This window comes from Pantoea sp. IMH (assembly GCF_000599885.1).
Classification (GTDB): Bacteria; Pseudomonadota; Gammaproteobacteria; order Enterobacterales; family Enterobacteriaceae; genus Erwinia.
The window spans coordinates 1-25,679 of the sequence record NZ_JFGT01000006.1 but is presented as its reverse complement, the minus strand read 5'-3'; the positions used below and the strand labels follow the sequence as shown (position 1 = coordinate 25,679).

The 25,679-nt window shown below is 57.1% G+C and carries 26 protein-coding genes and 1 riboswitch; of the genes, 10 read left to right on the top strand and 16 right to left on the bottom strand.

Features of this window, described 5'->3' with window-relative positions; translation table 11 throughout:
- Positions 1-46: 46 nt before the first annotated feature.
- Together rhlE and EA20_RS0114495 are read right to left on the bottom strand one after the other, a co-directional pair.
- Entirely contained in the window at positions 47-1,462 is a 1,416-nt protein-coding gene (gene rhlE, locus EA20_RS0114500; RefSeq protein ID WP_024967512.1) for an ATP-dependent RNA helicase RhlE, read from the bottom strand.
- A 394-nt stretch (positions 1,463-1,856) separates the two neighbouring features.
- Complete coding sequence (locus tag EA20_RS0114495; RefSeq protein ID WP_024967511.1) at positions 1,857-2,246, bottom strand: YbhQ family protein; 390 nt, start codon at positions 2,244-2,246, stop codon at positions 1,857-1,859.
- A gap of 182 nt (positions 2,247-2,428) precedes the next feature.
- Here EA20_RS0114495 and EA20_RS0114490 point away from each other — a divergent pair, with 182 nt between their 5' ends.
- Genes EA20_RS0114490 through EA20_RS0114480 form a run of 3 tightly spaced genes read left to right on the top strand, consistent with a single transcriptional unit; the run spans position 2,429 to position 5,442 of the window.
- Positions 2,429-3,196 (top strand): endonuclease/exonuclease/phosphatase family protein, encoded by a 768-nt coding sequence (locus tag EA20_RS0114490; RefSeq protein ID WP_024967510.1) that lies wholly within the window; start codon positions 2,429-2,431, stop codon positions 3,194-3,196.
- A complete protein-coding gene (gene clsB, locus EA20_RS0114485) occupies positions 3,193-4,437 on the top strand; it encodes a cardiolipin synthase ClsB (protein WP_024967509.1) in 1,245 nt (414 codons plus the stop codon). The genes EA20_RS0114490 and clsB overlap by 4 nt, the downstream gene beginning before the upstream one ends.
- A 42-nt stretch (positions 4,438-4,479) precedes the next feature.
- Positions 4,480-5,442: a lysylphosphatidylglycerol synthase domain-containing protein gene (locus tag EA20_RS0114480; protein WP_024967508.1), complete on the top strand. Its 963-nt coding sequence runs from the start codon at positions 4,480-4,482 to the stop codon at positions 5,440-5,442.
- A 44-nt stretch (positions 5,443-5,486) separates the two neighbouring features.
- Here the strand turns inward: EA20_RS0114480 and EA20_RS0114475 are convergent, their stop codons facing one another.
- Positions 5,487-6,197, bottom strand: a complete 711-nt coding sequence (locus tag EA20_RS0114475; protein WP_024967507.1) for a Bax inhibitor-1/YccA family protein — start codon at positions 6,195-6,197, stop codon at positions 5,487-5,489.
- 258 nt (positions 6,198-6,455) lie between these two features.
- On the opposite strand from EA20_RS0114475, the gene EA20_RS0114470 reads away from it, so the two are divergent.
- Positions 6,456-8,402 (top strand): methyl-accepting chemotaxis protein, encoded by a 1,947-nt coding sequence (locus tag EA20_RS0114470; RefSeq protein ID WP_024967506.1) that lies wholly within the window; start codon positions 6,456-6,458, stop codon positions 8,400-8,402.
- 238 nt (positions 8,403-8,640) lie between these two features.
- On the opposite strand, the gene EA20_RS0114465 is transcribed toward EA20_RS0114470, so the two are convergent.
- The 6 genes from EA20_RS0114465 to moaA form a co-directional block, all read right to left on the bottom strand.
- A complete protein-coding gene (locus EA20_RS0114465; RefSeq protein ID WP_024967505.1) occupies positions 8,641-9,735 on the bottom strand; it encodes a DUF1615 domain-containing protein in 1,095 nt (364 codons plus the stop codon).
- A gap of 121 nt (positions 9,736-9,856) precedes the next feature.
- Positions 9,857-10,309, bottom strand: coding sequence for a molybdopterin synthase catalytic subunit MoaE (moaE, locus tag EA20_RS0114460; RefSeq protein WP_024967504.1), 453 nt, complete (start codon positions 10,307-10,309; stop codon positions 9,857-9,859).
- A gap of 1 nt (position 10,310) precedes the next feature.
- Positions 10,311-10,556, bottom strand: coding sequence for a molybdopterin synthase sulfur carrier subunit (gene moaD / locus EA20_RS0114455; RefSeq protein ID WP_024967503.1), 246 nt, complete (start codon positions 10,554-10,556; stop codon positions 10,311-10,313).
- Entirely contained in the window at positions 10,549-11,034 is a 486-nt protein-coding gene (gene moaC, locus EA20_RS0114450) for a cyclic pyranopterin monophosphate synthase MoaC (protein ID WP_024967502.1), read from the bottom strand. The genes moaD and moaC overlap by 8 nt, the downstream gene beginning before the upstream one ends.
- A gap of 4 nt (positions 11,035-11,038) precedes the next feature.
- Entirely contained in the window at positions 11,039-11,554 is a 516-nt protein-coding gene (gene moaB, locus EA20_RS0114445; protein ID WP_024967501.1) for a molybdenum cofactor biosynthesis protein B, read from the bottom strand.
- A 14-nt stretch (positions 11,555-11,568) separates the two neighbouring features.
- On the bottom strand, positions 11,569-12,558 hold the full coding sequence (gene moaA, locus EA20_RS0114440) for a GTP 3',8-cyclase MoaA (RefSeq protein ID WP_152540243.1): 990 nt from the start codon (positions 12,556-12,558) through the stop codon (positions 11,569-11,571).
- A riboswitch (molybdenum cofactor riboswitch) is annotated at positions 12,545-12,677 on the bottom strand. It overlaps the preceding gene by 14 nt.
- 187 nt (positions 12,678-12,864) lie before the next feature.
- Between moaA and yvcK the strand changes: the two genes are divergently transcribed.
- Positions 12,865-13,773 carry a uridine diphosphate-N-acetylglucosamine-binding protein YvcK gene (yvcK, locus tag EA20_RS0114435; RefSeq protein ID WP_024967499.1) on the top strand — a complete coding sequence of 303 codons (909 nt, stop codon included), beginning with the start codon at positions 12,865-12,867 and terminating at the stop codon, positions 13,771-13,773.
- Between the two features lie 150 nt (positions 13,774-13,923).
- Here yvcK and uvrB read toward each other — a convergent pair whose 3' ends face one another.
- Together uvrB and EA20_RS0114425 are read right to left on the bottom strand one after the other, a co-directional pair.
- Entirely contained in the window at positions 13,924-15,954 is a 2,031-nt protein-coding gene (gene uvrB / locus EA20_RS0114430; RefSeq protein ID WP_024967498.1) for an excinuclease ABC subunit UvrB, read from the bottom strand.
- Positions 15,955-16,280: 326 nt separating this feature from the next.
- Entirely contained in the window at positions 16,281-16,583 is a 303-nt protein-coding gene (locus EA20_RS0114425) for a hypothetical protein (protein WP_024967497.1), read from the bottom strand.
- A gap of 288 nt (positions 16,584-16,871) precedes the next feature.
- Here EA20_RS0114425 and EA20_RS0114420 point away from each other — a divergent pair, with 288 nt between their 5' ends.
- Complete coding sequence (locus tag EA20_RS0114420; RefSeq protein WP_024967496.1) at positions 16,872-17,588, top strand: ABC transporter ATP-binding protein; 717 nt, start codon at positions 16,872-16,874, stop codon at positions 17,586-17,588.
- A gap of 47 nt (positions 17,589-17,635) precedes the next feature.
- On the opposite strand, the gene bioD is transcribed toward EA20_RS0114420, so the two are convergent.
- From bioD to bioB, 4 genes are read right to left on the bottom strand one after another with little or no spacing between them, the layout of a single operon-like run.
- Positions 17,636-18,310, bottom strand: coding sequence for a dethiobiotin synthase (gene bioD / locus EA20_RS0114415; RefSeq protein ID WP_024967495.1), 675 nt, complete (start codon positions 18,308-18,310; stop codon positions 17,636-17,638).
- Complete coding sequence (gene bioC, locus EA20_RS0114410) at positions 18,303-19,061, bottom strand: malonyl-ACP O-methyltransferase BioC (RefSeq protein ID WP_024967494.1); 759 nt, start codon at positions 19,059-19,061, stop codon at positions 18,303-18,305. Before bioC ends, bioD begins: the two co-directional genes overlap by 8 nt.
- Complete coding sequence (gene bioF, locus EA20_RS0114405; protein ID WP_024967493.1) at positions 19,042-20,196, bottom strand: 8-amino-7-oxononanoate synthase; 1,155 nt, start codon at positions 20,194-20,196, stop codon at positions 19,042-19,044. The genes bioC and bioF overlap by 20 nt, the downstream gene beginning before the upstream one ends.
- Positions 20,197-21,228 carry a biotin synthase BioB gene (gene bioB, locus EA20_RS0114400; RefSeq protein ID WP_024967492.1) on the bottom strand — a complete coding sequence of 344 codons (1,032 nt, stop codon included), beginning with the start codon at positions 21,226-21,228 and terminating at the stop codon, positions 20,197-20,199.
- Positions 21,229-21,316: 88 nt separating this feature from the next.
- Between bioB and bioA the strand changes: the two genes are divergently transcribed.
- From bioA to EA20_RS0114380, 4 genes are all read left to right on the top strand, one after another.
- On the top strand, positions 21,317-22,606 hold the full coding sequence (gene bioA, locus EA20_RS0114395) for an adenosylmethionine--8-amino-7-oxononanoate transaminase (RefSeq protein WP_024967491.1): 1,290 nt from the start codon (positions 21,317-21,319) through the stop codon (positions 22,604-22,606).
- Positions 22,607-22,710: 104 nt separating this feature from the next.
- Entirely contained in the window at positions 22,711-23,754 is a 1,044-nt protein-coding gene (locus tag EA20_RS0114390) for an NADP-dependent oxidoreductase (RefSeq protein WP_024967490.1), read from the top strand.
- A gap of 11 nt (positions 23,755-23,765) precedes the next feature.
- Positions 23,766-24,446 (top strand): type 1 glutamine amidotransferase domain-containing protein, encoded by a 681-nt coding sequence (locus EA20_RS0114385; RefSeq protein ID WP_024967489.1) that lies wholly within the window; start codon positions 23,766-23,768, stop codon positions 24,444-24,446.
- Between the two features lie 14 nt (positions 24,447-24,460).
- A complete protein-coding gene (locus tag EA20_RS0114380; RefSeq protein WP_024967488.1) occupies positions 24,461-24,937 on the top strand; it encodes a kinase inhibitor in 477 nt (158 codons plus the stop codon).
- A gap of 77 nt (positions 24,938-25,014) precedes the next feature.
- Here EA20_RS0114380 and EA20_RS0114375 read toward each other — a convergent pair.
- The coding region (locus EA20_RS0114375) for a beta-propeller fold lactonase family protein (protein WP_024967487.1) at positions 25,015-25,679 on the bottom strand (665 nt) is incomplete at its 5' end.

Sequence of the window (25,679 nt, the reverse complement as noted above, 5' to 3'; positions counted from 1 at the left end):
CCGTTCGTAGCGTTGAGAAAGGGGATCCTGAGATCCCCTGGAGGTATTAAGCAGGGTTAGAACGGCGCTGGCGGGGCTTGCCGCGTGATGCGTCGCCACCTTCTGGTCTCGCGCTGCGTCCTGCGCTGCTGCTGCCCGCGCCCTGACGACGTGGGCCGCTACCGCTGCGCTCACCGCCAGCAGACTGGCTGCGTTCACCGCCGTTAGCGCGTCCCTGACCGCCGCCACGGTTGCCCTGTGGCGCACCGCGTCCACGACCGCCGCCGCCGCCCGCACCGCCACGCTGCTGACGACCGTTCTGGATCGGTTCCGCTTTGATCGAGGGATCCGGCTCGTAGCCTTCAATCGCAATACGCGGGATTTCGCGCTTCAGCACGCGTTCGATATCGCGCAGCAGCTTGTGCTCATCCACGCAGACCAGCGACAGCGCTTCACCGGTTGCCGCAGCACGACCGGTACGACCGATACGGTGAACGTAATCTTCCGGCACGTTAGGCAGCTCATAGTTCACCACGTGTGGCAGTTCTGAGATATCAATACCGCGTGCAGCGATATCCGTTGCCACCAGCACACGAATGTTACCTTCTTTGAAGTCGCTCAGCGCGCGGGTACGTGCTCCCTGGCTTTTATTACCATGGATAGCGGCAGCGGTGATGCCGTCTTTATTCAGCTGCTCGGCAAGGTGATTGGCGCCGTGCTTGGTACGGGTGAAGACCAGCACCTGCTGCCAGTTATCACGGCCGATCAGGAAGGATAACAGCTCCCGTTTGCGTTTCTTATCAACGAAATGCACGTGCTGATCGATCTGCTCAGAAGCAGTATTGCGACGGGCCACGGAAACCTGTTCCGGATTATGCAGCAGTTTTTCCGCCAGGCCTTTGATCTCATCAGAGAAAGTGGCGGAGAACAGCAGGTTCTGGCGTTTGGCTGGCAACTTCGCCAGGATCCGGCGGATATCGTGAATAAAGCCCATATCCAGCATACGATCGGCTTCATCCAGCACCAGAATTTCAACTTTGGAGAGGTCCAGCGCGTTCTGATGTACCAGATCGAGCAGGCGGCCAGGGGTGGCAACCAGCACGTCCACGCCGCCACGCAGTTTCATCATCTGCGGGTTGATGCTGACGCCACCAAAAACGACCAGCGAGCGCATATCAAGGTATTTACTGTAGTCATGAACGTTTTCACCTACCTGAGCCGCCAGTTCACGGGTCGGGGTCAGGATCAGCGCACGGACCGGGCGGCGTCCTTTTGGATGCGGCGTGGCCGTGCTGAGCAGCTGCAGCAGCGGCAGCGTAAAGCCGGCTGTTTTACCGGTACCGGTCTGGGCGCTGGCCATCAGGTCGCGTCCCGCCAGCACTACCGGGATAGCCTGGGTCTGGATAGGGGTCGGCTCGTTATAGCCCTGTTCTGCAACAGCACGCAAAATGTCGGCATTAAGGCCGAGAGAATCAAATGACATAGAATTGAAAGACTCCGGTTCCGCCCTGACCGCCATGAGCGGTGTAGTTTCGAGGGGGACACTTGGACGTCAGGCTTCGCCTGACGCTTGAAAGGGGGCACAAACCACGGTGCGTAAGGGCCGGATTATAACAGATGTTACGCTGGCGGGAGAGATTCTTTTCAGCAGGCGCTTCCATCTTCCGGCCTTAATGGCGGGTAGAAGAGTGACGCCGCCCTGTCCCATGATATTTACCTGACGAAACAGAATAGCTGATTGTGGATTCATGTGGGCAGTGCTGAGGTTCAGGATCGCCCCGCTCCGTCTTATTTATCCAACGGAACAGGCTATCTGCCTGGCAGATTATGCGTGAAGCGTTTGCAGGATCGGGGCCGCCGGAGCGGCCCCAGACAGGTTAACGGTGGCGCTGGCGTACGCGGACCGGCTCTTTAGCCAGCAGCGAGACCACAGCGGGGCCGGTGAGCATCAGCACGCCGACACAACCCAGCAGGAGGTTGTTATGGATCACACGTGAGAGCAGATAGAGCACCAGCATGGCGGCGCCAAAATAGTAGGTTGTTGTAACGTGTTCCAGGAAGTCGCCCACGCGGCGAAGGCGTGGCAGGCGCTGAGTTAACAGCATTGCGGCAAAAACGCCGGCATACATCGCCAGTAATACCGTGGATACCTGTAACAGGGCCTGATGCTTCCATCCCCACACCAGCGCGGCAATCAGCAGCAGGTGGAGCGTGATATGTACACAGGTTTGTCCTGTGACAATCTGAATACGATTAGACCATTTCATCTTTTTCTCCTGGCAGACCAGATAGCGGTCGCCCAGCGTTGTTAACACAGTAAGTGATAACGGATTTCCTCAGACTATCGTAGTTTTCGGATAATGCCCCAAACATCAAAGCTTGTCGGCACTCTTTTGTGACAAAGACTACACTTTATTCCACCCTCGTCGAAAAGGAGAGCGCGCACAGTATGTCACAAAAACCGCAAGGATTTTCATTAAAAGTCCTGACGATCAATACACATAAGGGTTTCACCACCTTTAATCGCCGTTTTATTTTGCCCGAACTTCGCGACGCCGTCCGCGCCACATCGGCGGAGATCGTGTTTCTCCAGGAGGTCATGGGCAGCCATGCCATTAATCAGCTCAAGGTGGATAAGTGGCCTGAAACGCCGCATTATGAATTTCTGGCCGATACGATATGGAATGACTACGCTTATGGCCGCAACGCGATCTATCCGGAAGGGCATCATGGCAATGCGGTGATGTCCCGCTTTCCGATCGCGGAATATGAGAACCGCGATATCTCGGTAGAAGGCACGGAAAAACGCGGCCTTTTACATTGCAAAGTAACCCTGCCTGCGGAAGCACCGCATACCACCCTGCACGCCATCTGCGTTCATCTGGGGCTCAAGGATGCCCACCGGAACGCGCAGCTCAGGCTGCTTTGCGATCTGGTGAACAGTCTGCCCGCCGGTGAGCCGGTGGTGGTGGCAGGCGACTTTAATGACTGGCAGCAAAAAGCCAACAGGATTCTGAAACAGGGAGCAGCAATGGAAGAGGTTTTCAGCCGTAAATATGGCCGCCCGGCCCGCACGTTTCCCGCCAGGTTTCCGCTGCTGCGACTGGATCGCATCTATGTGAAAAATGCCAGCATCAGCCATCCCCAGACCATCCCTCTGCGGCCCTGGTCACACTTATCCGATCATGCGCCTCTGGCAGTGGAGATTCACCTATGAACATGGAATGGCGCGACGGTAACAGCCTGCGGCTTCTGGAAAATGGCGAAGAGTATTTTCCCCGGGTATTTGGTGCAATCCGCCGCGCACAGCACAGCGTCCTGCTGGAGTCATTTATTTTGTTTGATGACGAAGTTGGCCAGGAACTGCACACCGTGGTTATCGAAGCGGCGCAGCGTGGCGTAAAAGTCGAAATGCTGCTGGACGGCTATGGCTCTAACGATCTGCCTGACAGCTATGTCAGAAGCCTGACCGCTGCTGGCGTACGCTTTATTTTTTACGATCCGCGTCCGCTTGTATTCGGCATGAGAACCAACATCTTCCGTCGCCTGCACCGTAAGACCGTGGTTTGCGACGCTGAGATCGCCTTCGTCGGCGGCATTAACTTTTCAGCCGAGCACAACTCCAGCTACGGCAAGCAAGCGAAGCAGGATTATGCTGTTGAGGTGAAAGGCCCGATTGTTGAGGACATTACCCGCTACGTCCAGCTGGCGATAAACAGCAAACAGGAGCCGCGCCGCTGGTGGGGACAACGCTCGCACCGCCCGACGAAAAACACCCGGCCAGGTAACGCTCAGGTGCTGTTTGTCTGGCGTGATAACGATGAGCATCGCAACGATATTGAGCAGCACTATATCGAAATGTTGCGCACGGCGAAGCAGGAAGTGATTATCGCCAACGCCTATTTTTTCCCGGGTTATCGCCTGCTGCGGGAGATGCGGGATGCCGCCCAGCGGGGCGTCTCGGTCAAGCTGATCGTTCAGGGCGAGCCGGATATGCCGATCGTCAAGGTTGGCGCCAAGCTGCTCTACAATTATCTGGTCGGCGGCGGCGTGGAGATCTATGAATATATCCGGCGTCCTCTGCATGCGAAAATCGCCCTGCAGGACGATCACTGGTCTACCGTGGGATCCAGCAACCTCGATCCGCTGAGTCTGTCGCTGAATCTTGAAGCAAACCTGATTATTCACGATCGCACTTTCAACGAAACGGTGCGTGATACGCTGAACCGCCTGCTGGAAGAAGATTGTAAGCGCGTTCATGAGAGCGAACTGCCTAAACAGAACTGGTGGCAGCTGAGTAAAAGCGTGATTGTTTTTCACTTTCTGCGCCATTTTCCCGCGATTGCCGGCTGGCTGCCCGCTCATACGCCAAAACTGGCGCAGGTGGACCCTCCCGTTCAGCCGGAAATTGAAAGCCAGGATCGTGCTGAGCCTGACGATAAACGAGTTGAACACTGATGCGCTATAGCCTGATGCCTTTGATTAAGAGAGTGAAATCTGATGTCTGATTCGCATGCCCGCTGGAAAACGATTAAAAAAATCCTGACATGGTTATTTTTTATTGCGGTCGTGGTGCTGCTGGTAATCTATGCCAAAAAGGTGAACTGGCAGGATGTATTTGACGTTATCGTCAACTATAACCGGCTGGCTATTCTCGCCTCAGTCGCGCTGGTAATCGTCAGCTATCTCACCTATGGCTTATACGATTTGATTGGCCGGGCTTACTGCGGCCACAAACTCCAGAAGCGCCAGGTCATGCTGGTGTCGTTTATCTGTTACGCCTTTAACCTGACGCTCAGTACCTGGGTAGGTGGCGTGGCGATGCGCTATCGCCTTTACTCCCGTCTGGGCCTGGACGGCAGCACTATCACGCGTATTTTCTCGCTGAGTATTGCCACCAACTGGCTTGGCTATGTACTGGTGGCGGGCATCGTCTTCAGCACCGGCATGGTGCCTGTCCCGTCGGGCTGGTTTATTGGCGACGGAACGCTGCGGGTTATCGGCGTCGCGCTGCTCGCCTTTACCCTGTTCTACCTGGCACTGTGTGCCTTCTCAAAACGCCGCAGCTGGCAGGTAAAAGGCCACAAGCTGGCGCTCCCTTCCCTGCGAATGGCGCTGATTCAGTTTACGGTTTCCAGCGCCAACTGGCTGGTAATGGGTACGATCATCTGGCTGCTTCTTGGGCAGAAAGCGGATTATCCCCAGGTGCTGGGCGTGCTGCTGATCAGCAGTATTGCGGGAGTGATTATTCATATTCCGGCGGGCATCGGCGTACTTGAAGCGGTCTTTCTGGCGCTGCTGAGTGGCGAACATATGTCGCATGGCGCCATTATCGCCGCCCTGCTCGCCTATCGGGTGATCTACTTTATCGCACCGCTGCTGCTGGCACTGGTGCTCTATCTCTGGCTGGAAAGCCGCGCCAAATCGCTGCGGCAGAAAAATCAGCAAGAGCTGGGAAGCTGAAAAGCGATCTAAAAAGGCGAATCTTGCGATTCGCCTTTTTTCCGTTAGCGGCGATTGCCGAAGATGCGTAGCAGCATCAGGAACAGATTGATAAAGTCCAGATAAAGGGTCAGCGCACCCATGATCGAATAGCGACGCAGGTTCTCTTTATCCTCAACGTTAATCCCTTCTCCGATATTTTTCAGCTTCTGGGTGTCGTAAGCGGTCAGACCAACAAAAACCACCACGCCGATATAAGTGACTGCCCACATCAGTGCGCTGCTTTTCAGCCAGATGTTCACCAGCGACGCCAGCACAATGCCGATCAGCGCCATAAACAGCATGCTGCCCATGCCGCTGAGATCGCGTTTGGTGGTGTAGCCCCAGAAGCTCATCGCACCAAACATCCCGCCGGTGACCAGGAAAGTGCTGGCGATAGAGGAGTAGGTGTAGACGAGGAAAATGCTCGCCATGGTCAGCCCGGTCAGCGCGGAATAGAGCATAAACAGCGCCGTGGCAGCCGCCCCGCTCAGCTTGTGCACCATACCTGACAGCACAAAAACCAGCCCCAGCTGCACAATAATCAGGCCGAAGAAAGTGATGCGGTTAGCAAAAACCAGCTCCATTACCGCAGGCGAATTGGCCGCAAACCAGGAAACAAATGCCGTCAGCAGCAGGCCGCAGGTCATCCAGCCATAAACCTGCGCCATATAGGTTTGCAGACCCGCATTTGCCTGCGAGACGAGGGTGTCATTTGAGCGTGGATATCGATCCATGATGCTCTCCTTATTCATAATTCGGGGTTGAATGGGTTAACCAAAAGGTGCCCCTTAAGTCTGGCACAGTCCGGGAAGATTAAGCCAGCGTCTGTCAGGCATTTTATGCGGAACGCTTTCCAGGGGCTGTCGGGAGGCGTTTAAAAATAAACCGGAGCGCTTAAAGGTTGCACATTTGTTGCCGATAAATAGTGCACAGGGAGATTCACTGACAGGAAGTACATAACTTGTATCATTCTTCTACACCGGGGAATCTCCATGAACAGTCAGCCACATTCCAGGCGAAAAATGCGTACCCGAACTCTGATGCTGCTGGCAGGTGGGTTGACGATTACGCTTGGCTTTACCCTTACCATCGGCCTTCTTAGCTGGCAGTCAAGCCAGCAGCAGCGCAAGCTGGCGGAAGACTATCTTGGTCAAATCGCTCTCGGTAACGCGCTCAGCGTACAGAAAGAGCTGGATTACGCCCGTACTGTGGCGCGCGATCTGGGTCAAAGTATCCTTGCGCTACCGGCTTCCGGCATCACCGATCGCAGCGTTGCCGAAAATCTGATGAAATATTCGCTCAGACAAAACCCTGATTATCTGTCGATGTCGATCATTTTTGAAGCGAATGCCTATGATGGCCGTGATGCGGAGTATGCATTGCAGCCCGATTCCGCCCCCCAGGGACGCTTTGCCCGCTTTGTCGATCGCAACAGCGCCGGGCAATACGCTTTGCATAACCTTGACTCTTTTCTGACGCCTGGCCAGGGCGATTACTATCTCATCCCGCAAAAGGCGCAGAAAGATACGCTGATAGAACCTTACAGCTACGCCTATAACGGCGTGGACACGTTACTGACCTCGGTCGCTGCCGTGATAATGGATGAGGGCAAGCTGAAGGCGGTTGCCACCGCTGACCTCTCGCTGGCCTCGTTGCAGAAGAGTATCGGTGCCATCAAGCCCTGGCAGGGCACGGGCTATGCGCTGCTGCTTTCCAGTAACGGTCTGGTAGTTTCCGCGCCAGATAAAACCCTGGCAGGCAAGCCTTATAAAGGCGAAACCAGCGAGTTCACCACTCAGGTAGTGGAGCATTACGACAGTGTTCTGGGCGAAGATGTGCTGCAAACCTGGCGCCCAGTGACTATCGGAAACAGCGAACATCCATGGTATATCAGCATTGTTGCGCCTGTCAGCGCGGTGATGGCTGAAGCGAATCGTCAACTGATGCATGCGCTGATCATGATGGTACTCAGCATCATTATCGTCTGTACGGTACTGGGCCTGCTTTTCAGCCGCAAAATTGCCCGACCCGTCGGCGGCGAGCCTTCCCAGGCCGCAGAGATTGCGCTTGGCGTTGCAGATGGCGATTTGACCGCCCATATTCCGGTAGAGAAGAACGACAGCCAGAGCATTTTCTTCGCCATGCAGACGATGCAGCAGCAGTTGCGCACCATGGTCGGTGAAATTATTTCCGCCAGCGACTCCGTGCGTCAGGGAGCCGGGGAAATTGCCAGCGGCAACCTCGATCTGGCGTCACGTACCGAGCAGCAGGCGGCGGCGCTGGAAGAGACCGCGGCCAGTATGGAACAGCTTACCGCCACGGTGAAACATAACGCGGACAATGCACACCAGGCGACCGCGCTGACCGATACGGCGAACGAAATCGCCGGACGTGGCGAAGCGCTGGTGCAGCAAGTTGTGCAGATTATGCAGCAAATTGATGACAGCTCCCGCAAAATTGGTGCTATCACCAGCATTATCAACAGTATCGCTTTCCAGACCAATATTCTGGCGCTGAATGCCGCGGTGGAGGCGGCCCGCGCCGGTGAACAGGGACGCGGCTTTGCCGTGGTGGCAGCAGAAGTACGCAGCCTGGCACAGCGCAGTGCCAACGCCGTAAAAGATATCTCCGCGCTGATTGATGAATCGACCAGTCGTGTAGGCCGTGGCGTAACCCTGGTTCAGGATGCGGGCAAAACGATGCATGAAATGACCGTTGCGGTGAATTCCGTGAAAACCATTATCGGTGAGATTGTCCACGCCTCCGACGAGCAGTCGCAGGGGATTGGCCAGGTGACGGTGGCGGTAAATCAGATGGATGGCGCCACCCAGCAGAACTCCGCGCTGGTGCAGCAGATGTCTGCCGCCGCATCCTCTCTGGAGGATCAGGCGCAGCAGCTGGCGCAGACCGTTCAGTTGTTCAGGCTGGAAAATGCGTAAGCAGTAAAACAATACCGGCAAATTATCAGGACGGCCTCCGTCAGGATGCAGGATGTTGAGTGATAAGTCGCATAATGTGATGGAAAGAGAGAAGTTTCACGCTTGTCAGCAACAAGACGGGTTCAGAGCACTAACCCGTTCAGGTTTGAGACCGGTAAGAAGTTAAAACCCCGAGCGTTAAAAAAGCAGGGCGACCACTCAGCGGGCCGCCCTGCTTTTATGGAGAAATACCGGCGCGCTATTTGGCCCGCGCCAGACAGCGCTGGTAGCGGCTCTCTACCCGCTGGGCAAACCAGGCAGTGGTCAGATTGCGGGTGATTTTGGGGCTTTCCAGCTTGATGCCAGGCAGTCTTTCCCTGGGCTGACGTTTACCGGCATTTTTATCCGCCAGCGCAAAGACGCGGTTCCAGAGATCGGTTTCGCCAAAGTCCTCACTGTTCCCCTTCTCCAGCGCGCGCCGGATCGCGCTGTCGCTCATATCCAGACGTTTGCCTAAGGTGCGGACCGCCAGCTCGGTGGCTCCCGCTTTATCCGTTCCGTAAAGGATCAGATCGCCGTCCAGCGCCAGATTGATGCCGGTAAGCCGCGTCACGGCAGCCTGAAACGCCGCGTTGCGGCTGGCATACCAGCCTGCGTTAAAGTCTGCGAAGCGGTAGAGGGGTTTACTGTAGCTGGCTGGATAGCCCAGCAGGTGCAGTGTGCCGAAATAGATGCCGCCGCGTCGGGTGAAGACTTCCCGGCGTATTGTTCCGTCAACCGGATAAGGATAATCCTCCGCATGCGCTTCGGCAAAGGCGATACTGACCTGCATCGGCCCGCCGGTGTGGACAGGATTCAGATTGCCAAACAGCATCTGCCCCATCGGCACTATATTGATAAAATCATCAAAGATCGCGCTCAGCTCTTTTTCGCTGCGCACGTTATCCAGGCGTTCGGTATAACTTTTACCGTTAGGCGAAGGGATCCTGAGCGCGGTGCGCACGACGAAACCGGGAATATGCAGTTTGGCCGCCCGCCGGTCAATCTCACCCCAGGCGATTTTGGACAGTCCGGAAACGTTGCCGTCGGCGCTGAAGTTTGTCTCCTGATCGGTCACGGCGATCACGGCGCAAAGATTACTGACGGAAGGGTCGCGCTGCTGGCTGTTAAAGGCGGCGAAGATATCGTTGGTCCAGCCCTGCCGGTCGGTGATGCCCGGCGGCAGCAATTTAGCGATCTGCGCCTTCACATCGGCAGGTCGGCGCTCCGGAAGCGCTTTTTCAGGCTGGCTGCTACAGCCCGCCAGTACCATCAGCGCCAGCAGCGTCGCGCTTCTCAGCGAAATAAATGACATCGCAATCCCTGTTAAACGAAATAGTGCGCCAAGGGTACACAGCGGAGCCGTAATAATCCATCAGCGTGGCGGCTTTCATGTCGCCCCGCTGCGCAGCCACTTTTTGTCAGCGCGGAACCGCTTATTCCCAGCGGGTGGCGGCGTCACGATCGCTGTCGCGCGCCTCAACCCAGCGATCGCCTTCCGGCGTCGCTTCACGCTTCCAGAACGGCGCGCGGGTTTTCAGATAATCCATGATGAATTCAGCGGCGGCAAAAGCGCTGCCGCGATGCGCGCCGCTCACGCCAACCATAACGATTTCATCGCCCGGAAAGAGCTCGCCAATGCGGTGGATGACCGTGACGCGCTGCATTGACCAGCGGGTGCGCGCTTCGGCCACGATCGCCTCCAGCGCTTTCTCGGTCATGCCGGGATAGTGTTCAAGCGTCAGCGCAGACACGTTATCACCAAGGTTATGGTTACGTACCTTACCGGTGAAGGTGACAACCGCACCATCCTCATCGCAGGCCGCCAGCCAGCGGTACTCTTCCGCCATATCAAAGGGAGACTGCCCGACTCTGATCCGCGTTTCCATCTCAGCCTCCGGTTACCGGTGGGAAAAATGCCACTTCATCACCCGCTTTCAGCGGGTGGTGCGGCGGTACCAGCGTCTGATTGACCGCCGCGAGCAGCTTGCCCGGTTCCAGCGCCAGCGACCAGCGATCGCCTTTTGACGCCAGCGCGGCCCGCAGGGCCTCCACGGTGGCGTAATCCTCCGTGATCGTGATGCTGTCGGTGCCGACAAGCTCACGCACCTGCGCAAAAAAGAGCACGTTAATCATGTTCAACCGCCTGAAAATCGCCCGATTTACCGCCGCTTTTACTCAGCAGGCGGCAGGATTCGATGGTGATATCTTTCTGTACCGCTTTACACATATCGTAGATGGTCAGCGCAGCAACCGTCGCCGCCGTCAGCGCTTCCATCTCGACGCCGGTTTTACCGGTCAGTCGGCAGAGCGATTCAATCCGCACCCGGTTTTGCGCCACATCCGCCGTCAGTGCCACTTCCACCTTGCTTAACAGCAGCGGATGGCAAAGCGGGATCAGCTCCCAGGTACGCTTGGCGGCCTGAATACCGGCAATACGCGCAGTGGCAAACACGTCGCCTTTATGATGACTGCCTTCAACGATCATTTGCAGCGTATCGGGATGCATCACCACAAAGGCTTCCGCGCGCGCTTCACGCACCGTTTCCCGTTTGGCGGAAACATCCACCATATGCGCCTCACCGGCGGCATTAATATGGGTCAGTTGAGACATGGTTTCAGGACTTCTTCAGATGAGAGACAAAATTACAGGGGCGGGTCCGCGCATCCAGCTGCTCGCGGATAATCCGCTCCCAGGCGATCTGGCAGGCGCTGGTGGAACCCGGCACGGCAAAGATCAGCGTCTGGTTCGCGATGCCGCCTACCGCACGCGACTGCAGCGTGGCGCTGCCAATTTCTTCCCAGGAGATCATGCGGAACAGCTCGCCAAAGCCTTCAATCTCACGATCAAATAGCGGCAGCAGCGCTTCAGGCGTGCTGTTTTTGCTGTTAAAACCGGTGCCGCCGTTGATCAGCACGACCTGCACGTCCGCGCTGGCAATCCAGCTGGAGACGACGGCACGGATACGGTAGCGGTCATCTCTGACCAGCGCGTGATCGAGCACTTCATGCCCTGCCCCGGTCAGCGCTTCCCGCAGATAATCGCCGGAGCTGTCGCTGGCCGCATCGCGGCTGTCGGAAACGGTCAGTACAGCCGCGCTGAGCGGCATAAATTCGTTAACAGGTTTAGCCATGTTTGCGTCCTTAGTTAGCCACCAATATAAGAGAGGTTTTGCGTCACGCCGGTATTTCCCTGATGGAGGAAATGCGTCTGCTTTTTGGTCCGCAGGCTGGCGGCGATGCGCGCCTGTAGCTCGGCCTGCTGATTGTCGTTCTGCAACAGATCGCGCAGGGAAACGCCGCCGTCGCCAAACAGGCAGAGATGCAGCTTGCCGGTGGCCGACACCCGCAGCCGGTTGCAGCTGGCGCAGAAATCTTTCTCATACGGCATGATCAGACCAATTTCACCCTGATAATCAGGATGGGTAAACACCTGCGCCGGGCCGTCGCTGCGTTCGCGGGGCTGGCGCGTCCAGCCCTGCATCAGCAGGCTGTCGCGGATAACCTCACCGGAAATATGGTGCTGACGGAACAGCGAACCGCCGTCGCCCGTTTCCATCAGTTCGATAAAGCGAAGCTGGATAGGCCGGTTGCGGATCCAGTCGAGGAAGGTATTGAGGCTTTGATGATTAATGTTGCGCATCAGTACGGTATTGACCTTCACCTTACTGAAGCCCGCCTCAAAAGCCGCGTCGATGCCGCTCATCACCTGATGGAACTTATCCTGGCCGGTAATGGCGTGAAACTGACGGGCATCCAGGCTGTCGATGCTGACGTTAAGGGCGGTCAGTCCTGCGTCGCGCCACTGCGCGACGTCACGGGCCAACCGGTAACCGTTGGTGGTCACAGCCAGCTTGCGGATAGCGGGGTTTTCCCGCACGGCGGCGATGATATCGGTAAAATCGCGCCGCAGTGAAGGTTCTCCGCCGGTCAGACGCACCTTTTCAGTGCCCGCCGCGGCGAAGGCACGGGTAACGCGCCGGATTTCATCCAGCGTCAGGAAACTTTTGTTAGCGACACCCTGCGGCTTATAGCCGTCAGGCAGGCAGTAGTTGCAACGAAAATTGCAAACGTCGGTAATCGACAGGCGCAGATAATAGAAGCTGCGGTCGTAGCTATCGGTAAATTGTGGCACCAGAACACCTTTCCAAATACGGGAGATGCAGGCATTTCTTTCTGCACCCTGGCAACGGATCGTTGCGGCCAGGGCACCCTATCAGGAGACGTAGGTGCCAAGGCTAAGTGTGATAAACCGGACATCGGCAAATCATGGTGGGAAAATTCTACTGCTATTATCGCCCTGTTACCAGCGCAGCGTTTCGGTGTATATTTTGATATATAACGGATTTTCACAGCATTTTCCCCGAGAGGCAGGATAAGATAGCGGGCGGTAATCCCTTTTGCGCTGGGTCAACGCGCCGCCTGATAACCATAAAGGAATGATATGCGTAACCGCACACTGGCCGATCTCGACCGCGTAGTGGCTCTGGGAGGCGGACACGGCCTGGGCCGGGTCATGTCCGCCCTCTCCCCGTTGGGCTCACGTCTGACCGGTATCGTCACCACCACGGATAACGGCGGCTCAACCGGCCGCATCCGCCGCTCCGAGGGTGGTATTGCCTGGGGGGATATGCGTAACTGCCTCAACCAGCTGATTACCGAGCCGAGCGTGGCGTCGGCGATGTTTGAATACCGGTTCGCGGGCAATGGCGAACTGGCAGGGCATAATTTGGGTAATCTGATGCTGAAAGCGCTGGATCATCTCAGCGTCCGGCCAGTCGAGGCGATCAACCTGATCCGCAATCTGCTCAAGGTACACGCGTTTCTGATCCCTATGTCAGAACAGCCGGTTGATCTGGTCGCGATCGATGACGAAGGTAATACCGTCTATGGCGAAACCGATATTGACCGTATGCCGCAGCCGCCCCTCGAACTGATGCTCTGTCCGGCGGTAAAAGCGACACGGGAAGCGATCGAGGCTATTGGCGAAGCCGATCTGGTATTGATTGGTCCGGGGAGCTTTTATACCAGCCTGATGCCTGTATTGCTGATGCCGGACATGGCCCAGGCGCTGCGTCGTACGCCCGCCACCATGGTATTTATCGACAACCTGGGCAAGGAGCTGAGTCCGGCAGCGGCACAGCTTACGCTGGCCGGTAGGCTGACGCTGATGGAGCGCGCAATCGGCAGAAAAGTGATCGATGCGGTAGTGACTGGCCCCAATATCGACACCAGCGATCTTCAGGATCGGGTGGTCATTCAGGAGCCGCTGGAAGCGAAAGATATTAAATATCGTCACGATCGCCAACTGCTCCACGCTGCGCTGGAGCATGCCATTCAGTCTATCGTCTGACAATTGCTGGCGCAGCAGCGACGGAAACGTAAAACACCTGGGCGGCACGAAAACGGCCCGGTACAGCGGGCTGTTGATCAGACGATGTAAAGGGACCTGCACAGCGCCATCTTTAAAAGGGGATATCACAGGCGGGGGAGCGCGCCGCCCTTATGAGGCGGCAATAAAGAGCTCGCGGGCTTCGTGCAGCAGATCGCGCACGTGGGCTGCCTCTTCGAACTCCAGATTTTGGGCATGCTGCTGCATCCGGGCTTCCAGCTCGTGAATTTTCTTCTGCAGCCCTTTTGGTGACATATCCAGGTAGGCCGCATCATCTTCCACAATGCTGGCACGCCCCGATTTTCCTCCGCGCCCTTTGGTTTTGGATTTGTTAATGCCCTGGCCCAGCTCGAGGATATCGGCAATTTTCTTATTGAGGCCCTGCGGCACAATGCCTCTTTCCTTGTTGTAGATCTCCTGCTTCTCACGGCGGCGCTCCGTTTCACCAATGGCGCGCTCCATGGAAGGCGTGATCTTATCACCGTAGAGGATCGCCTTACCGTTGACGTTACGGGCGGCGCGGCCAATGGTCTGGATCAGCGAACGTTCGGAGCGCAGGAAGCCCTCTTTGTCAGCATCCAGGATCGCCACCAGCGACACCTCCGGCATATCCAGCCCTTCCCTCAGCAGGTTGATGCCCACCAGTACATCAAATTTGCCAAGACGCAGATCGCGAATGATCTCCACCCGCTCGACGGTATCAATATCGGAGTGCAGATAGCGCACCCGCTCACCGTGCTCTTCCAGATACTCCGTAAGATCTTCCGCCATACGCTTGGTCAGCACCGTCACCAGGACGCGTTCATTGACGGCCACGCGTTTACGTATCTCAGAGAGCAGGTCGTCCACCTGGGTCGCCACAGGGCGTACCTCAATCAGCGGATCGAGCAGACCGGTAGGACGCACAACCTGATCGATAACCTCTCCGCCCGATTTTTCCAGCTCGTAGTTCCCCGGCGTGGCGGAAACGTAGATGGTCTGCGGTGCGAGCGCCTCAAACTCTTCAAACTTCATCGGACGGTTATCCAGCGCCGACGGCAGACGGAAACCGTATTCCACCAGCGTCTCTTTACGCGCCCTGTCACCGCGATACATTCCGCCGATCTGCGGGATGGTAACGTGTGATTCATCGACCACCAGCAGGCCATCAGCAGGCAGGTAGTCGAACAGTGTTGGCGGCGCTTCGCCGGGACCGCGGCCGGAGAGGTAGCGGGAGTAGTTCTCGATTCCCGAGCAGTAGCCCAGCTCGTTCATCATCTCAAGATCAAACTGGGTGCGCTGAGAGAGGCGCTGCTCTTCCAGCAGTTTGTTATTGGCAAGCAGCACTTTTTTACGATCGGCCAGCTCATCTTTGATCTCTTCCATCGCCTGCAGGATACGTTCGCGCGGCGTGACGTAGTGCGTTTTGGGATAGATCGTGTAGCGCGGGATCACCGAATCAATCTGGCCGGTCAGCGGATCGAAAATCGACAGCCGCTCCACCTCTTCGTCAAACAGCTCAACGCGCAGCGCATAGTCATCCGACTCGGCAGGGAAAATATCAATTACTTCACCCCGCACGCGGAAGGTGCCACGCTGAAACGCCTGATCGTTGCGGGTGTATTGCAGCTCCGCCAGCCGGCGCAGAATAGCGCGCTGATCGATAACCATGCCGCGCGAAAGGTGCAGCATCATTTTAAGGTAGAGATCGGGATCGCCAAGGCCATAGATGGCGGATACCGAGGCCACCACAATGACATCCCGCCGCTCCAGCAGCGCTTTGGTCGCAGAAAGCCGCATCTGCTCAATATGTTCGTTTACCGAGGCATCTTTTTCGATAAAGGTGTCGGAACTCGGCACATAAGCTTCCGGCTGGTAGTAATCGTAGTAAGAGACAAAGTATTCAACCGCGTTATCAGGGAAGAACTCCTTCATTTCGCCATAGAGCTGGGCGGCGAGAGTTTTATTCGGCGCCAGCACCATCGTGGGCCGGTTCAGATCGGCAATGACGTTGGCGACGGTAAAGGTTTTGCCCGAGCCGGTCACGCCCAGCAGCGTCTGATGCGCCAGCCCATCCTCAAGGCCCTCCTCAAGACGACGGATCGCTTCCGGCTGGTCGCCTGACGGTTTGAATTCGGAGTTGAGTTTAAAGACTTTGCTCATTTGACGGGCTACCTGGTGATGAATTTACGCGAACAGGGATCTTATTTTACTCGGCCATGGCGATTTTGCCAGCAAATAATACTGGATATATCCCCAGTGATATTACATGATTGCATAATTAGCCGACGAAGAGGCTATGACTTACTTTAGTGCATCTCGTCTTGCTTCGTGTCGGCTTAGGGTTATCCCCAGGCGGATGCAGCATTTAACATTTGTCAAGTGTCGCTGACAAAATGGCTGACTCCGAAGCGGTCAGAATATTCCAATGCTTGATTTTCACTAACATACTGATTTTTAGTGGATTGAAGGACAAGACGAGTTTCACATCAACTCGTAGCCAGCCCGCGCCCGCTCTCGTTTCCCACGGGTTTTAAGCCACTCATACACATGGTTATCCACAGGAATAGTGGATAACTGATTTCAACGCCCAACCAGACTGATGTGTATAAACCGGCGTAAGGCTGGCGCTGAGCGACGAAATATTTTTTTTTGCTTTTTTTTCGCTTTAAATTGCAGAACTGGCACGCCAGCAATGCATACTTCATCCGCTTCTGCCAGCCCTTTTGTTGCGCTTTTCGTCGTAGGTCTGCCGCTTTTTTTTGTCCTGATGACAGATAATTGCGAGCCATTTTTCTCTCCGTCAGCACTGGCGAAGTGCAACAGACCATTTCCCGGAGCAATTAGTTAACATCATTGACTAATCAGCGGTCCTGATTGCCCCTTTCCGGCACTCTTAAGCAAAAATGATGATTCTGGCCCGCGAATTGCAGGCTAACTCCTGACCGCCTCGCGTTTCTCAACACCAGAGCGAGATAAAGAGAGCTGCAGGGTTTTCCTGCTAAGCGCTGAAGCTGCGTCGCCGCCAGGGAGCGGACGCAATCGGGCGCAACCGAAAATTGTCTGGAGGAGAGAGTCAGATGCTCAGCTTACGTTCGGTAAACCAATTTTACGGCCAAAATCATATTCTCTGGGATATGGATCTGGATTTGCCGCCCGGCACCTGTACCGGCGTGCTGGGCCAGCCAGGCATGGGGAAAACGACCCTGGTTAACTGCATCATGGGCCATTTGCCGGTTAACAGCGGCTCCATGATCTGGCAGGAAGGTGATCTGCCGCCACAGAATTTAGTGCTGCAACCTGTGGAACAGCGTGCCGCGCTGGGTATTGGCTACGTGCCGCAGCGGGGGCATATTTTCTCGCAGCTCAGCGTTGAAGATAACCTGCATATCGCTTTGCTGGCGGGCAAAGAGGGCGATCTTCATCCGGCGATACCGCCGATGGTTTACACCCTCTTCCCTGCGCTTTACGCGCTGCGGCACCAGCGCAGCGGCGAGCTGCCACCCGGCCAGCAGCAGCAGCTGGCGTTGGCGAGGGCGCTGGTGTTGCAGCCTAAGCTGCTGATCCTGGATGAACCAACCGACGGAATGTCGCCCTGGCTGGAAGAAGAGACGGGAAATCTGATCCATATTCTGAATCACGATTTTGGCCTGACGATCCTGTTGCTGGAACAGCGTCTCTCTTTTATTCGCAAGGTTGCGGATTATTTTTTGCTGCTGCATCGTGGGCGCAATGTTGCGCATGGCAAGGTTGCCCAGCTTGATGAGCATATGGTGAATACCTGGCTCAGGGTATGAGTGTAATGCCGGAGCAAGAAAAGGCTTCTCCGGCGGCATTATCAGGATCAGGCGGGCAGCGTGACGTACTGGCCAAGGTTGTCGAACGCGGCGGCATCGGTCAGGTACGGGATCTCACCGAGCAGCGGCGCGGGAAGCCGCTGCCTGAGCGTGGCAAGGTACTCATGGTGACGTTTTCCGGGCGGCTGAATATCATTGGCTATCCAGCCAGCCAGTCGCAGGCCGCTCGCGGCTATCGCCTGGGCGGTCAGCATGGCGTGATTAATACAGCCCAGCTTAATGCCGACGACCAGCACCACCGGCAGTTGTTCCTGCTGCACCCAGTCGGCGAAGGTGGTACTGACTGACAGCGGCGTAAACCAGCCGCCTGCGCCTTCAATCAGCACCCAGTCCGCCTGCTGCGTCAGCGCCGCAAGGCCTGCGGAGAGCTGGCTAAACGCAATGGGCCGGCCTTCTTCCGCACTGACGATATGTGGCGACGTGGGTTCAAGAAAGGCCAGAGGATTAATGCTCTCGTAAGGGAGCGCCAGCGCAGAGTATTTCTGCAAAGCCAGCGCATCGCTGTTACGTACGCCTTCCGCCGTTACTTCGCAACCGGAAGCGACGGGTTTGTAACCGACGCTCACTTTCCCCGCCCGTTTTGCCGCCTGAAGCAGCGCCGAGCTGGCGACCGTTTTGCCTGTTTCCGTATCGGTTCCGGTAATAAACCAGCGTTCAGTCACAGTGAATCACTCCATAAATCAGTTGATAGCTGAGCAGATAACCGCGACTGTCCTGCGGCCAGTCACATGCCAGCTTTTGCAGTTGAGAACGGATCAATGGACCGCCGTTGCGGCCCTGATGTAAATGCGTCGCCCCGATCCCTTTCAAAGAATGAAGCAGGCTGAGCAGATCGGGAAAAGCCATCGTAATGCTGTGCGGCTGGAGACGCAGCGCCAGCCCTTCTCCTGCCCCGGCGACCTCCTCCGGCGTTAGAAACGTATTTACCGGCGCGGCCATATCATTTTTCTCCCAGGCCGTTTTCAGTTCCTGCAATGAGCCACTGGTCACCGTTGAGAAAAGAACCTGCCCGCCTGGCCGGGTAACATGCCTGAACCCGGTCAGTACACGCCGCAGATCGCTGCACCACTGCACCGCCAGATTACTCCAGCAAAGATCGAACGTCTGCGCGGCAAAAGGCAGCGCCTCGATATCTCCCTGCCGATAGCAGTCGGCCACCTGTTGCGCTTCCGCCTGCTGCAGCATTTCAGCAGACAAATCAAACGCGGTAACCTGATTACCGGCCTCACGCCAGCGGCGACTGAACCAGCCGGTGCCACAGCCGGCATCAAGCACCAGCATCTCCTGCCTGCGGCTGGCGAGCGCCGCCAGCCCTTCCCCACTCAGCCGCTGAAGTTCAGCGTGCCGATCATAATGGCGGGCGGCGCGGCCAAAGGCCTGGGCCACGGCCTCCTTATTGACCCATTGCGTCATGCACTACCTCCAGCAGTCGTTCTATATCCTCCGGCTGATGCGCTGCGCTGAGCGTGATACGCAGCCGGGCCGTTCCCGGCGGTACGGTGGGCGGACGGATCGCCGTCACCCAGCATCCCTGCTGACGCAGCATCTCTGCCAGCTTCAGCGTTCGCACCTCATCCCCCACGATCAGCGGTTGAATAGCCGTTTCAGACGCCGCGATATTCAGTCCCCGTTCCCGCGCGCCCTGCCGGAAAAGCCGGATAGCACTCTGAAGCTGCTCACGCAAATCATCCCCCTGCTGTATGCAGGTCAGCGCCGCATCAAGCGCACACGCCTGGGCAGGAGGCATCGCCGTGCTGTAAATGAGGTGACGGGCGAACTGCAGCAGATAATCCGCCGTGTCGTTCTGGCAGAGCACCGCCGCACCGCTGACGCCGAACGCTTTACCAAAGGTCACCACCAGCAGCTCCGGCATCACCTTTTGCTGCCAGCAGCTGCCGCGCCCCTCCTCACCGATGACGCCCACGCCGTGTGCATCGTCCACCAGCAGCCAGCCGCTGTGCTGCCGGGAAACCGCCTGTAACGCCGCCAGCGGCGCCTGGTCGCCATCCATACTGAAGATGCCCTCCGTCACCACCAGCGCTTCTCCCTGGTGCGGTCTGGCAAAGAGCCTGCCAAGCGAATCAGGCTGGTTATGTGCAAAGCGGCGTAACGTCGCCGGACTCAGCGCTGCCGCTTCCAGCAGCGAGGCGTGGGAGAGCTTATCCGCATAAATAACGTCATTTTTCGCCATCATCGCCGCAATAATGGCCTGATTCGCGGCAAATCCTGAGATGAACAGCAGCGCCCGCGGGTATCCCAGCCAGCTGGCGAGCCGCTGTTCAAATTCCGCATGGGCCGGATGATAGCCGGTGATGTGTCCTGACCCCCCTGCGCCGACGCCGTAGCGTGCGGCACCCTGTTGCCAGGCCCTGATGATGCGGGGATGCTGGCTCAGCCCCAGATAATCATTCGCGGAGAAATTGAGGTAATTTCGTCCTTCTATCCGCAGCGTTCTGGCGTCGCCCTGCTGGTTAATACGACGCTGTCGAAACTGCGCTTTCTCATGGCGCGCCGCCAGCGCCTGGTCAAGCCGTTGCTGCCAGCTCATTTAGCGGGCCGCGTTATAGTACTGTTCGGTATCAGCCTGGAGCAGCTGCCCGGCCAGCGCCTGCTGCTGTTCGTTATCGCCCGCCGCTGTAGTGCTCTGGCGCGGATTCAGGCCGAGCTTGCGGAACAGCTGCATATCCTTATCCTCTTCCGGATTCGGCGTGGTCAGCAGTTTGCAACCGTAAAACACGGAGTTCGCGCCGGCCATAAAGCACATAGCCTGCGTCTGTTCACTCATCTGCTCGCGCCCGGCGGAGAGGCGTACATGGGATGTCGGCATCATGATACGGGCCACCGCGATAGTGCGGATAAAATCAAAAGGATCGACGTCCTCGTTTTCCGCCAGCGGCGTTCCCTTGACCTTCACCAGCATATTGATTGGCACACTTTCCGGCGGGATAGGCAGGTTGGCCAGCTGCACCAGCAAGCCAGCGCGATCGTCAACGGTTTCGCCCAGCCCAACGATACCGCCAGAGCAGACTTTAATCCCGGCATCACGCACTTTTCCCAGTGTATCGAGGCGTTCCTGATAGCTGCGGGTGGTGATGATGTTGCCGTAAAACTCGGGTGAGGTATCGAGATTGTGGTTGTAGTAATCCAGGCCGGCATGCGCCAGGCGTTGCGCCTGTTCATCACTCAGCGTGCCAAGCGTCATACAGGTCTCCAGCCCCATCGCTCTGACGCCTTTGACCATCTCTTCAAGGTAAGGCATATCGCGCTCATGAGGATTTTTCCACGCCGCCCCCATGCAGAAGCGATCGGAACCCGCCGCTTTCGCTTTACGTGCGGCGCTGAGCACTTCTTCCACCTCCATCAGCCGTTCTGATGTCAGTCCGGTTTTATAACGGGCGCTCTGCGGGCAGTATTTACAGTCCTCCGGACAGGCGCCGGTTTTGATCGACAGCAGCGTGCTGACCTGAACCTGACGCGGATCAAAGTGCTGACGGTGAACCTGCTGCGCTTCAAATAGCAGTTCGAGAAAAGGCTTATCAAACAGGGCCTGTGCCTGCGAGATCGTCCAGGGGGTTGCCATTGCATGCTCCAAAAATTGCTGTCGTTTGGGGTGACGGTCTGGTTATACTTGTAAACTAAATTTTTTAATTTTGGTTTACAAGTATTTTATGACGCCTTCCGACCTCGCATTTGACCGTGACCATATCTGGCATCCCTACACCTCAATGAGCGAGCCGCTGCCGGTCTGGCCGGTTGTGGCCGCAGAAGGAACCTCGCTGGAACTGGCTGACGGACGTCGCCTTGTCGACGGCATGTCCTCCTGGTGGGCGACGATACATGGCTACAACCATCCCCGACTGAACCGGGCGATGACGACGCAAATCGCGCAGATGTCACATGTTATGTTTGGTGGCATCACGCATCCTGCCGCCGTGGCGCTCTGCCGCCAGCTGGTTGAGATGACCCCCGAATCGCTAACGTGCGTTTTTCTGGCTGATTCCGGCTCGGTTGCGGTAGAAGTGGCGATGAAAATGGCGCTGCAGTACTGGCAGGCGCGGGGCGAAAAACGTCAGCGCTTCCTGACGCTGCGCAACGGCTATCATGGCGATACTTTTGCCGCGATGTCGGTCTGCGATCCCGAAAATTCCATGCACAGCCTTTATCAGGGGTATCTGCCAGCACACCTGTTCGCCGCAGCGCCAAACTGCCGTTTCGGCGACAGCTGGCAGGAGGCGGATATCGAAGATTTTGCCCGACAAATGCATCTCCATGGCAGAGAGATCGCTGCCGTTATCCTGGAACCCGTTGTGCAGGGCGCTGGCGGAATGCGCTTTTATCATCCGTGCTACCTGCAACGGGTACGTGAGCTGTGCGATCAGCACAACATTCTGCTGATCGCCGATGAAATCGCCACCGGTTTTGGCCGTACCGGTAAGCTGTTTGCCTGCGAGCATGCCGGGATTTCGCCCGATATTCTCTGCGTCGGCAAAGCGCTCACCGGCGGTACCATGACCCTTTCCGCCACGCTGACCACGCGAGAGGTGGCCGATACCATCAGCAACGGCAAAGCGGGTTGCTTTATGCATGGCCCGACTTTTATGGCAAATCCGCTCGCCTGTGCCGTCGCCAGTGAAAGTCTGGCGATATTGCAGGAGAACCACTGGCAGCAGCAGGTCGCCGCCATTGAGGCGCAGTTGCAGACAGCTCTGCTGCCGCTTAACGATCACGCCAGGGTAAAAGAGACGCGGGTATTGGGCGCTATTGGCGTGGTGGAAACGCACCAACCGGTCAATATGGCGGCGATCCAGGCTTTCTTTGTCGATCAGGGCGTCTGGATCCGTCCGTTTGGCCGGTTAATCTATCTGATGCCGCCTTATATTATCGCGCCTGAAGCGCTGGCGCGGCTGACCGGGGCGATCGCCGGAGCGCTGGAACGTCCTGAATTGTTTCTTTCCTGATGACGGAATCGCACTGCAGGCGCTTTTTGGCACACAGCGCCAGGCGGCGATGGCGCTGATGCACTACGCTTTTACGGGATCACGTCCCGTAAAGGAGAAAATATATGCCGCAAGATAAACAAACTAATCGCCGGATTGTGCTGGCTTCGCGCCCTCATGGCGCCCCTTCGGAAGCGAATTTCCGTCTCGAATCTCAGCATGTTCCCTCTCCCGGCGAGGGTCAGGTTTTACTGCGCACCGTCTGGCTCTCGCTTGACCCCTATATGCGCGGCAGAATGAGCGACGCTCCCTCTTATGTGCCGCCGGTGGGCATTGATGAGGTGATGGGCGCAGGCACCGTGGCCATCGTTGAGCAGTCAAACCACGAAGATTACGCGCCCGGCGACTGGGTCGTCAGCCAGAGCGGCTGGCAGGACTTTGCGGTTTCAGATGGCAAAGATCTTTTCAAGCTGAGCGGGCCGGTTCTGAAGCACCCTTCCTGGGCGCTGGGTATGCTCGGCATGACTGGCTTCACCGCTTATATGGGCCTGCTCGATATTGGTAATCCTCAGCCCGGCGAAACGGTTGTGGTTGCCGCCGCGACCGGCGCCGTCGGCTCGATGGTCGGTCAGATAGCTAAACTGAAGGGCTGCTACGTGGTTGGCATAGCCGGCGGCGAAGAGAAGTGCCGCTACGCTGAAGAGGTGCTGGGCTTTGATAAATGCCTGGACCACCGCGCGTCAGGGCTGGATGAAGCGCTGAAGCGCTACTGTCGCGACGGCATTGATGTCTACTTCGAAAGCGTCGGTGGCCCGGTCTTTGATGCCGTTCTGCCCTTGATGAATACCAAAGGCAGGATCCCGGTCTGCGGCCTGATTGCCGACTATAACAGTACCGAAGCAGGCAAAGGCCCTGACCGCCTGCAGCCGTTCCAGAGCGCGATTCTGCGCAAGCGGCTACGCGTGCAAGGCTTCATCATCACTCAGGACTATGGTCACCGCTTCGGTGAATTCTTCAGCCAGATGAGTCAGTGGGTGGCAGAAGACCGCTTCGTCTTCCGCGAAGATATCGTCGACGGGCTGGATAAAGCACCTGAAACCTTTATCGGTATGCTTGAAGGTAAAAACTTCGGCAAGGTGCTGATCCGCGTTGCCGGCGATAATCCGTAAAGGAGAGCAGTATGAAAGTGCTAATGGTATTAACCTCACATGACCGGCTGGGTGAAACCGGCAAGAAAACCGGGTTCTGGCTGGAAGAGTTTGCCGCTCCCTGGTACGTTTTCCGCGATGCCGGCATCAATGTGGTACTGGCGTCCCCGGCGGGCGGTCAGCCGCCACTGGACCCCAAAAGCGATGAGCCTGACGCACAGACCAGTGATACCGAGCGCTTCCGCCGCGATGTTGCTGCTCAGCAGTCGCTGGCCAATACCCAGCAGCTGGAGAAAATTGACAGCAGCCACTTCGATGCGGTGTTCTATCCCGGCGGGCATGGCCCGTTATGGGATCTGGCGGAAGATCGTAAGAGCATTGAGCTGATTGAAAATTTCTACGCCAACGGCAAGCCGGTAGGCGCCGTTTGCCATGCGCCTGGCGTACTGCGCCATGCTAAAAAACCTGACGGCACGCCGCTGGTGGCAGGCAAAAGGGTAACGGGTTTTACTAACAGCGAAGAAGAGGCCGTCGGACTGACGAATGTGGTACCTTTTCTGGTAGAGGATGCGCTGAAATCGCTGGGCGCACAGTTTGAAAAAACCGATGACTGGGGCGTCTTTACGCTGACGGATGGTCATCTGGTGACCGGACAGAATCCCGCATCCTCCGCCGCAGCGGCCGAAGAGCTGCTGAAACTGCTTCATCAATAAAACCAGGAGGTGGAATGAAACTGTTAAGCCAGGATTTCAACGATGGCGATAAGCTTCCGCTGCGTCATGTCTTTAACGGCATGGGCTACGAGGGCGACAACCTTTCCCCGCAGCTGATGTGGGATGAGGTGCCGGCGGGCACCAAAAGCTTCGTTGTGACCTGCTACGATCCCGATGCGCCGACCGGCTCTGGCTGGTGGCACTGGGTGGTCGCCAATCTGCCCGCAGACACGCGCGTGCTGCCTCAGGGGGCAGGTTCCGGTATCGCCGCGCTGCCCTCCGGCACCGTTCAGTGCCGGACCGATTTCGGCAAAGCGGGCTACGGTGGCGCAGCGCCACCAAAGGGCGAAAGCCACAGGTATATCTTCACCGTGCACGCGCTGGACGTGGAAAAGCTTGAAGTTGACGACACCGCCAGTGGCGCGATGGTTGGCTTCAATGTGCATTTCCACCAGCTTGCCAGTGCCTCCGTGACGGCACTCTATTCCTGATACGGAAATATGCTCAGGGCGGAGAGGACTCCGCCCTGCTTTTACTCAGCAACGATCCCGACAGCAGGCCCCTGCATTCAGTCCAGACGATGCACAACCACCCACATCGGCCCCTGACCAACGGCATAACGCCCCAGCGGCGTCAGCAGCCCCTGCTCACCGGCAATTTTGCACACTTCAATGTGGTGAGATTTCTGTCCTGCGGTAATCAGATAGCGGCCGCTGTGATCGATATTAAAGCCGCGTGGCTGCGTTTCCGTTTGCTGATGCCCTTCCAGCGTCAGTAATCCACCATCTTCGCTAACGCTGAAAATAGCCAGCACGCTGGCGGTGCGATCGCAGCTGTAAAGATGACGCCCGTCCGGCGTGATATGAATATCTGCCGCCCAGCGGGTATCGCTGAAGCCAGCCGGCATCATATCCAGCGTCTGCACCCGCTCCATTTCGCCATGTGCATTATTCAGCTGCCAGACGTCAACGGTGCTGTCCAGTTCGTTGATGCAGTAGGCATACTGCTGGCGGGGATGAAACACCATATGACGCGGACCGGCGCCTTCAACGGTGGTGACCTGCGGCTGCGAATGCGCGGTCAGCTCGCCCTGCTCACTGAGATCGAACAGGCAGATGCGATCCTGCTTCAGCGCTGGTACGTAGAGCGTTTTATTGTCCGGCCCGATATTGGCGGAGTGGCAGCCGTCCATTCCCCTGACCACCTGTAGCGGCTCCCCCCCCCGGCCCCCCC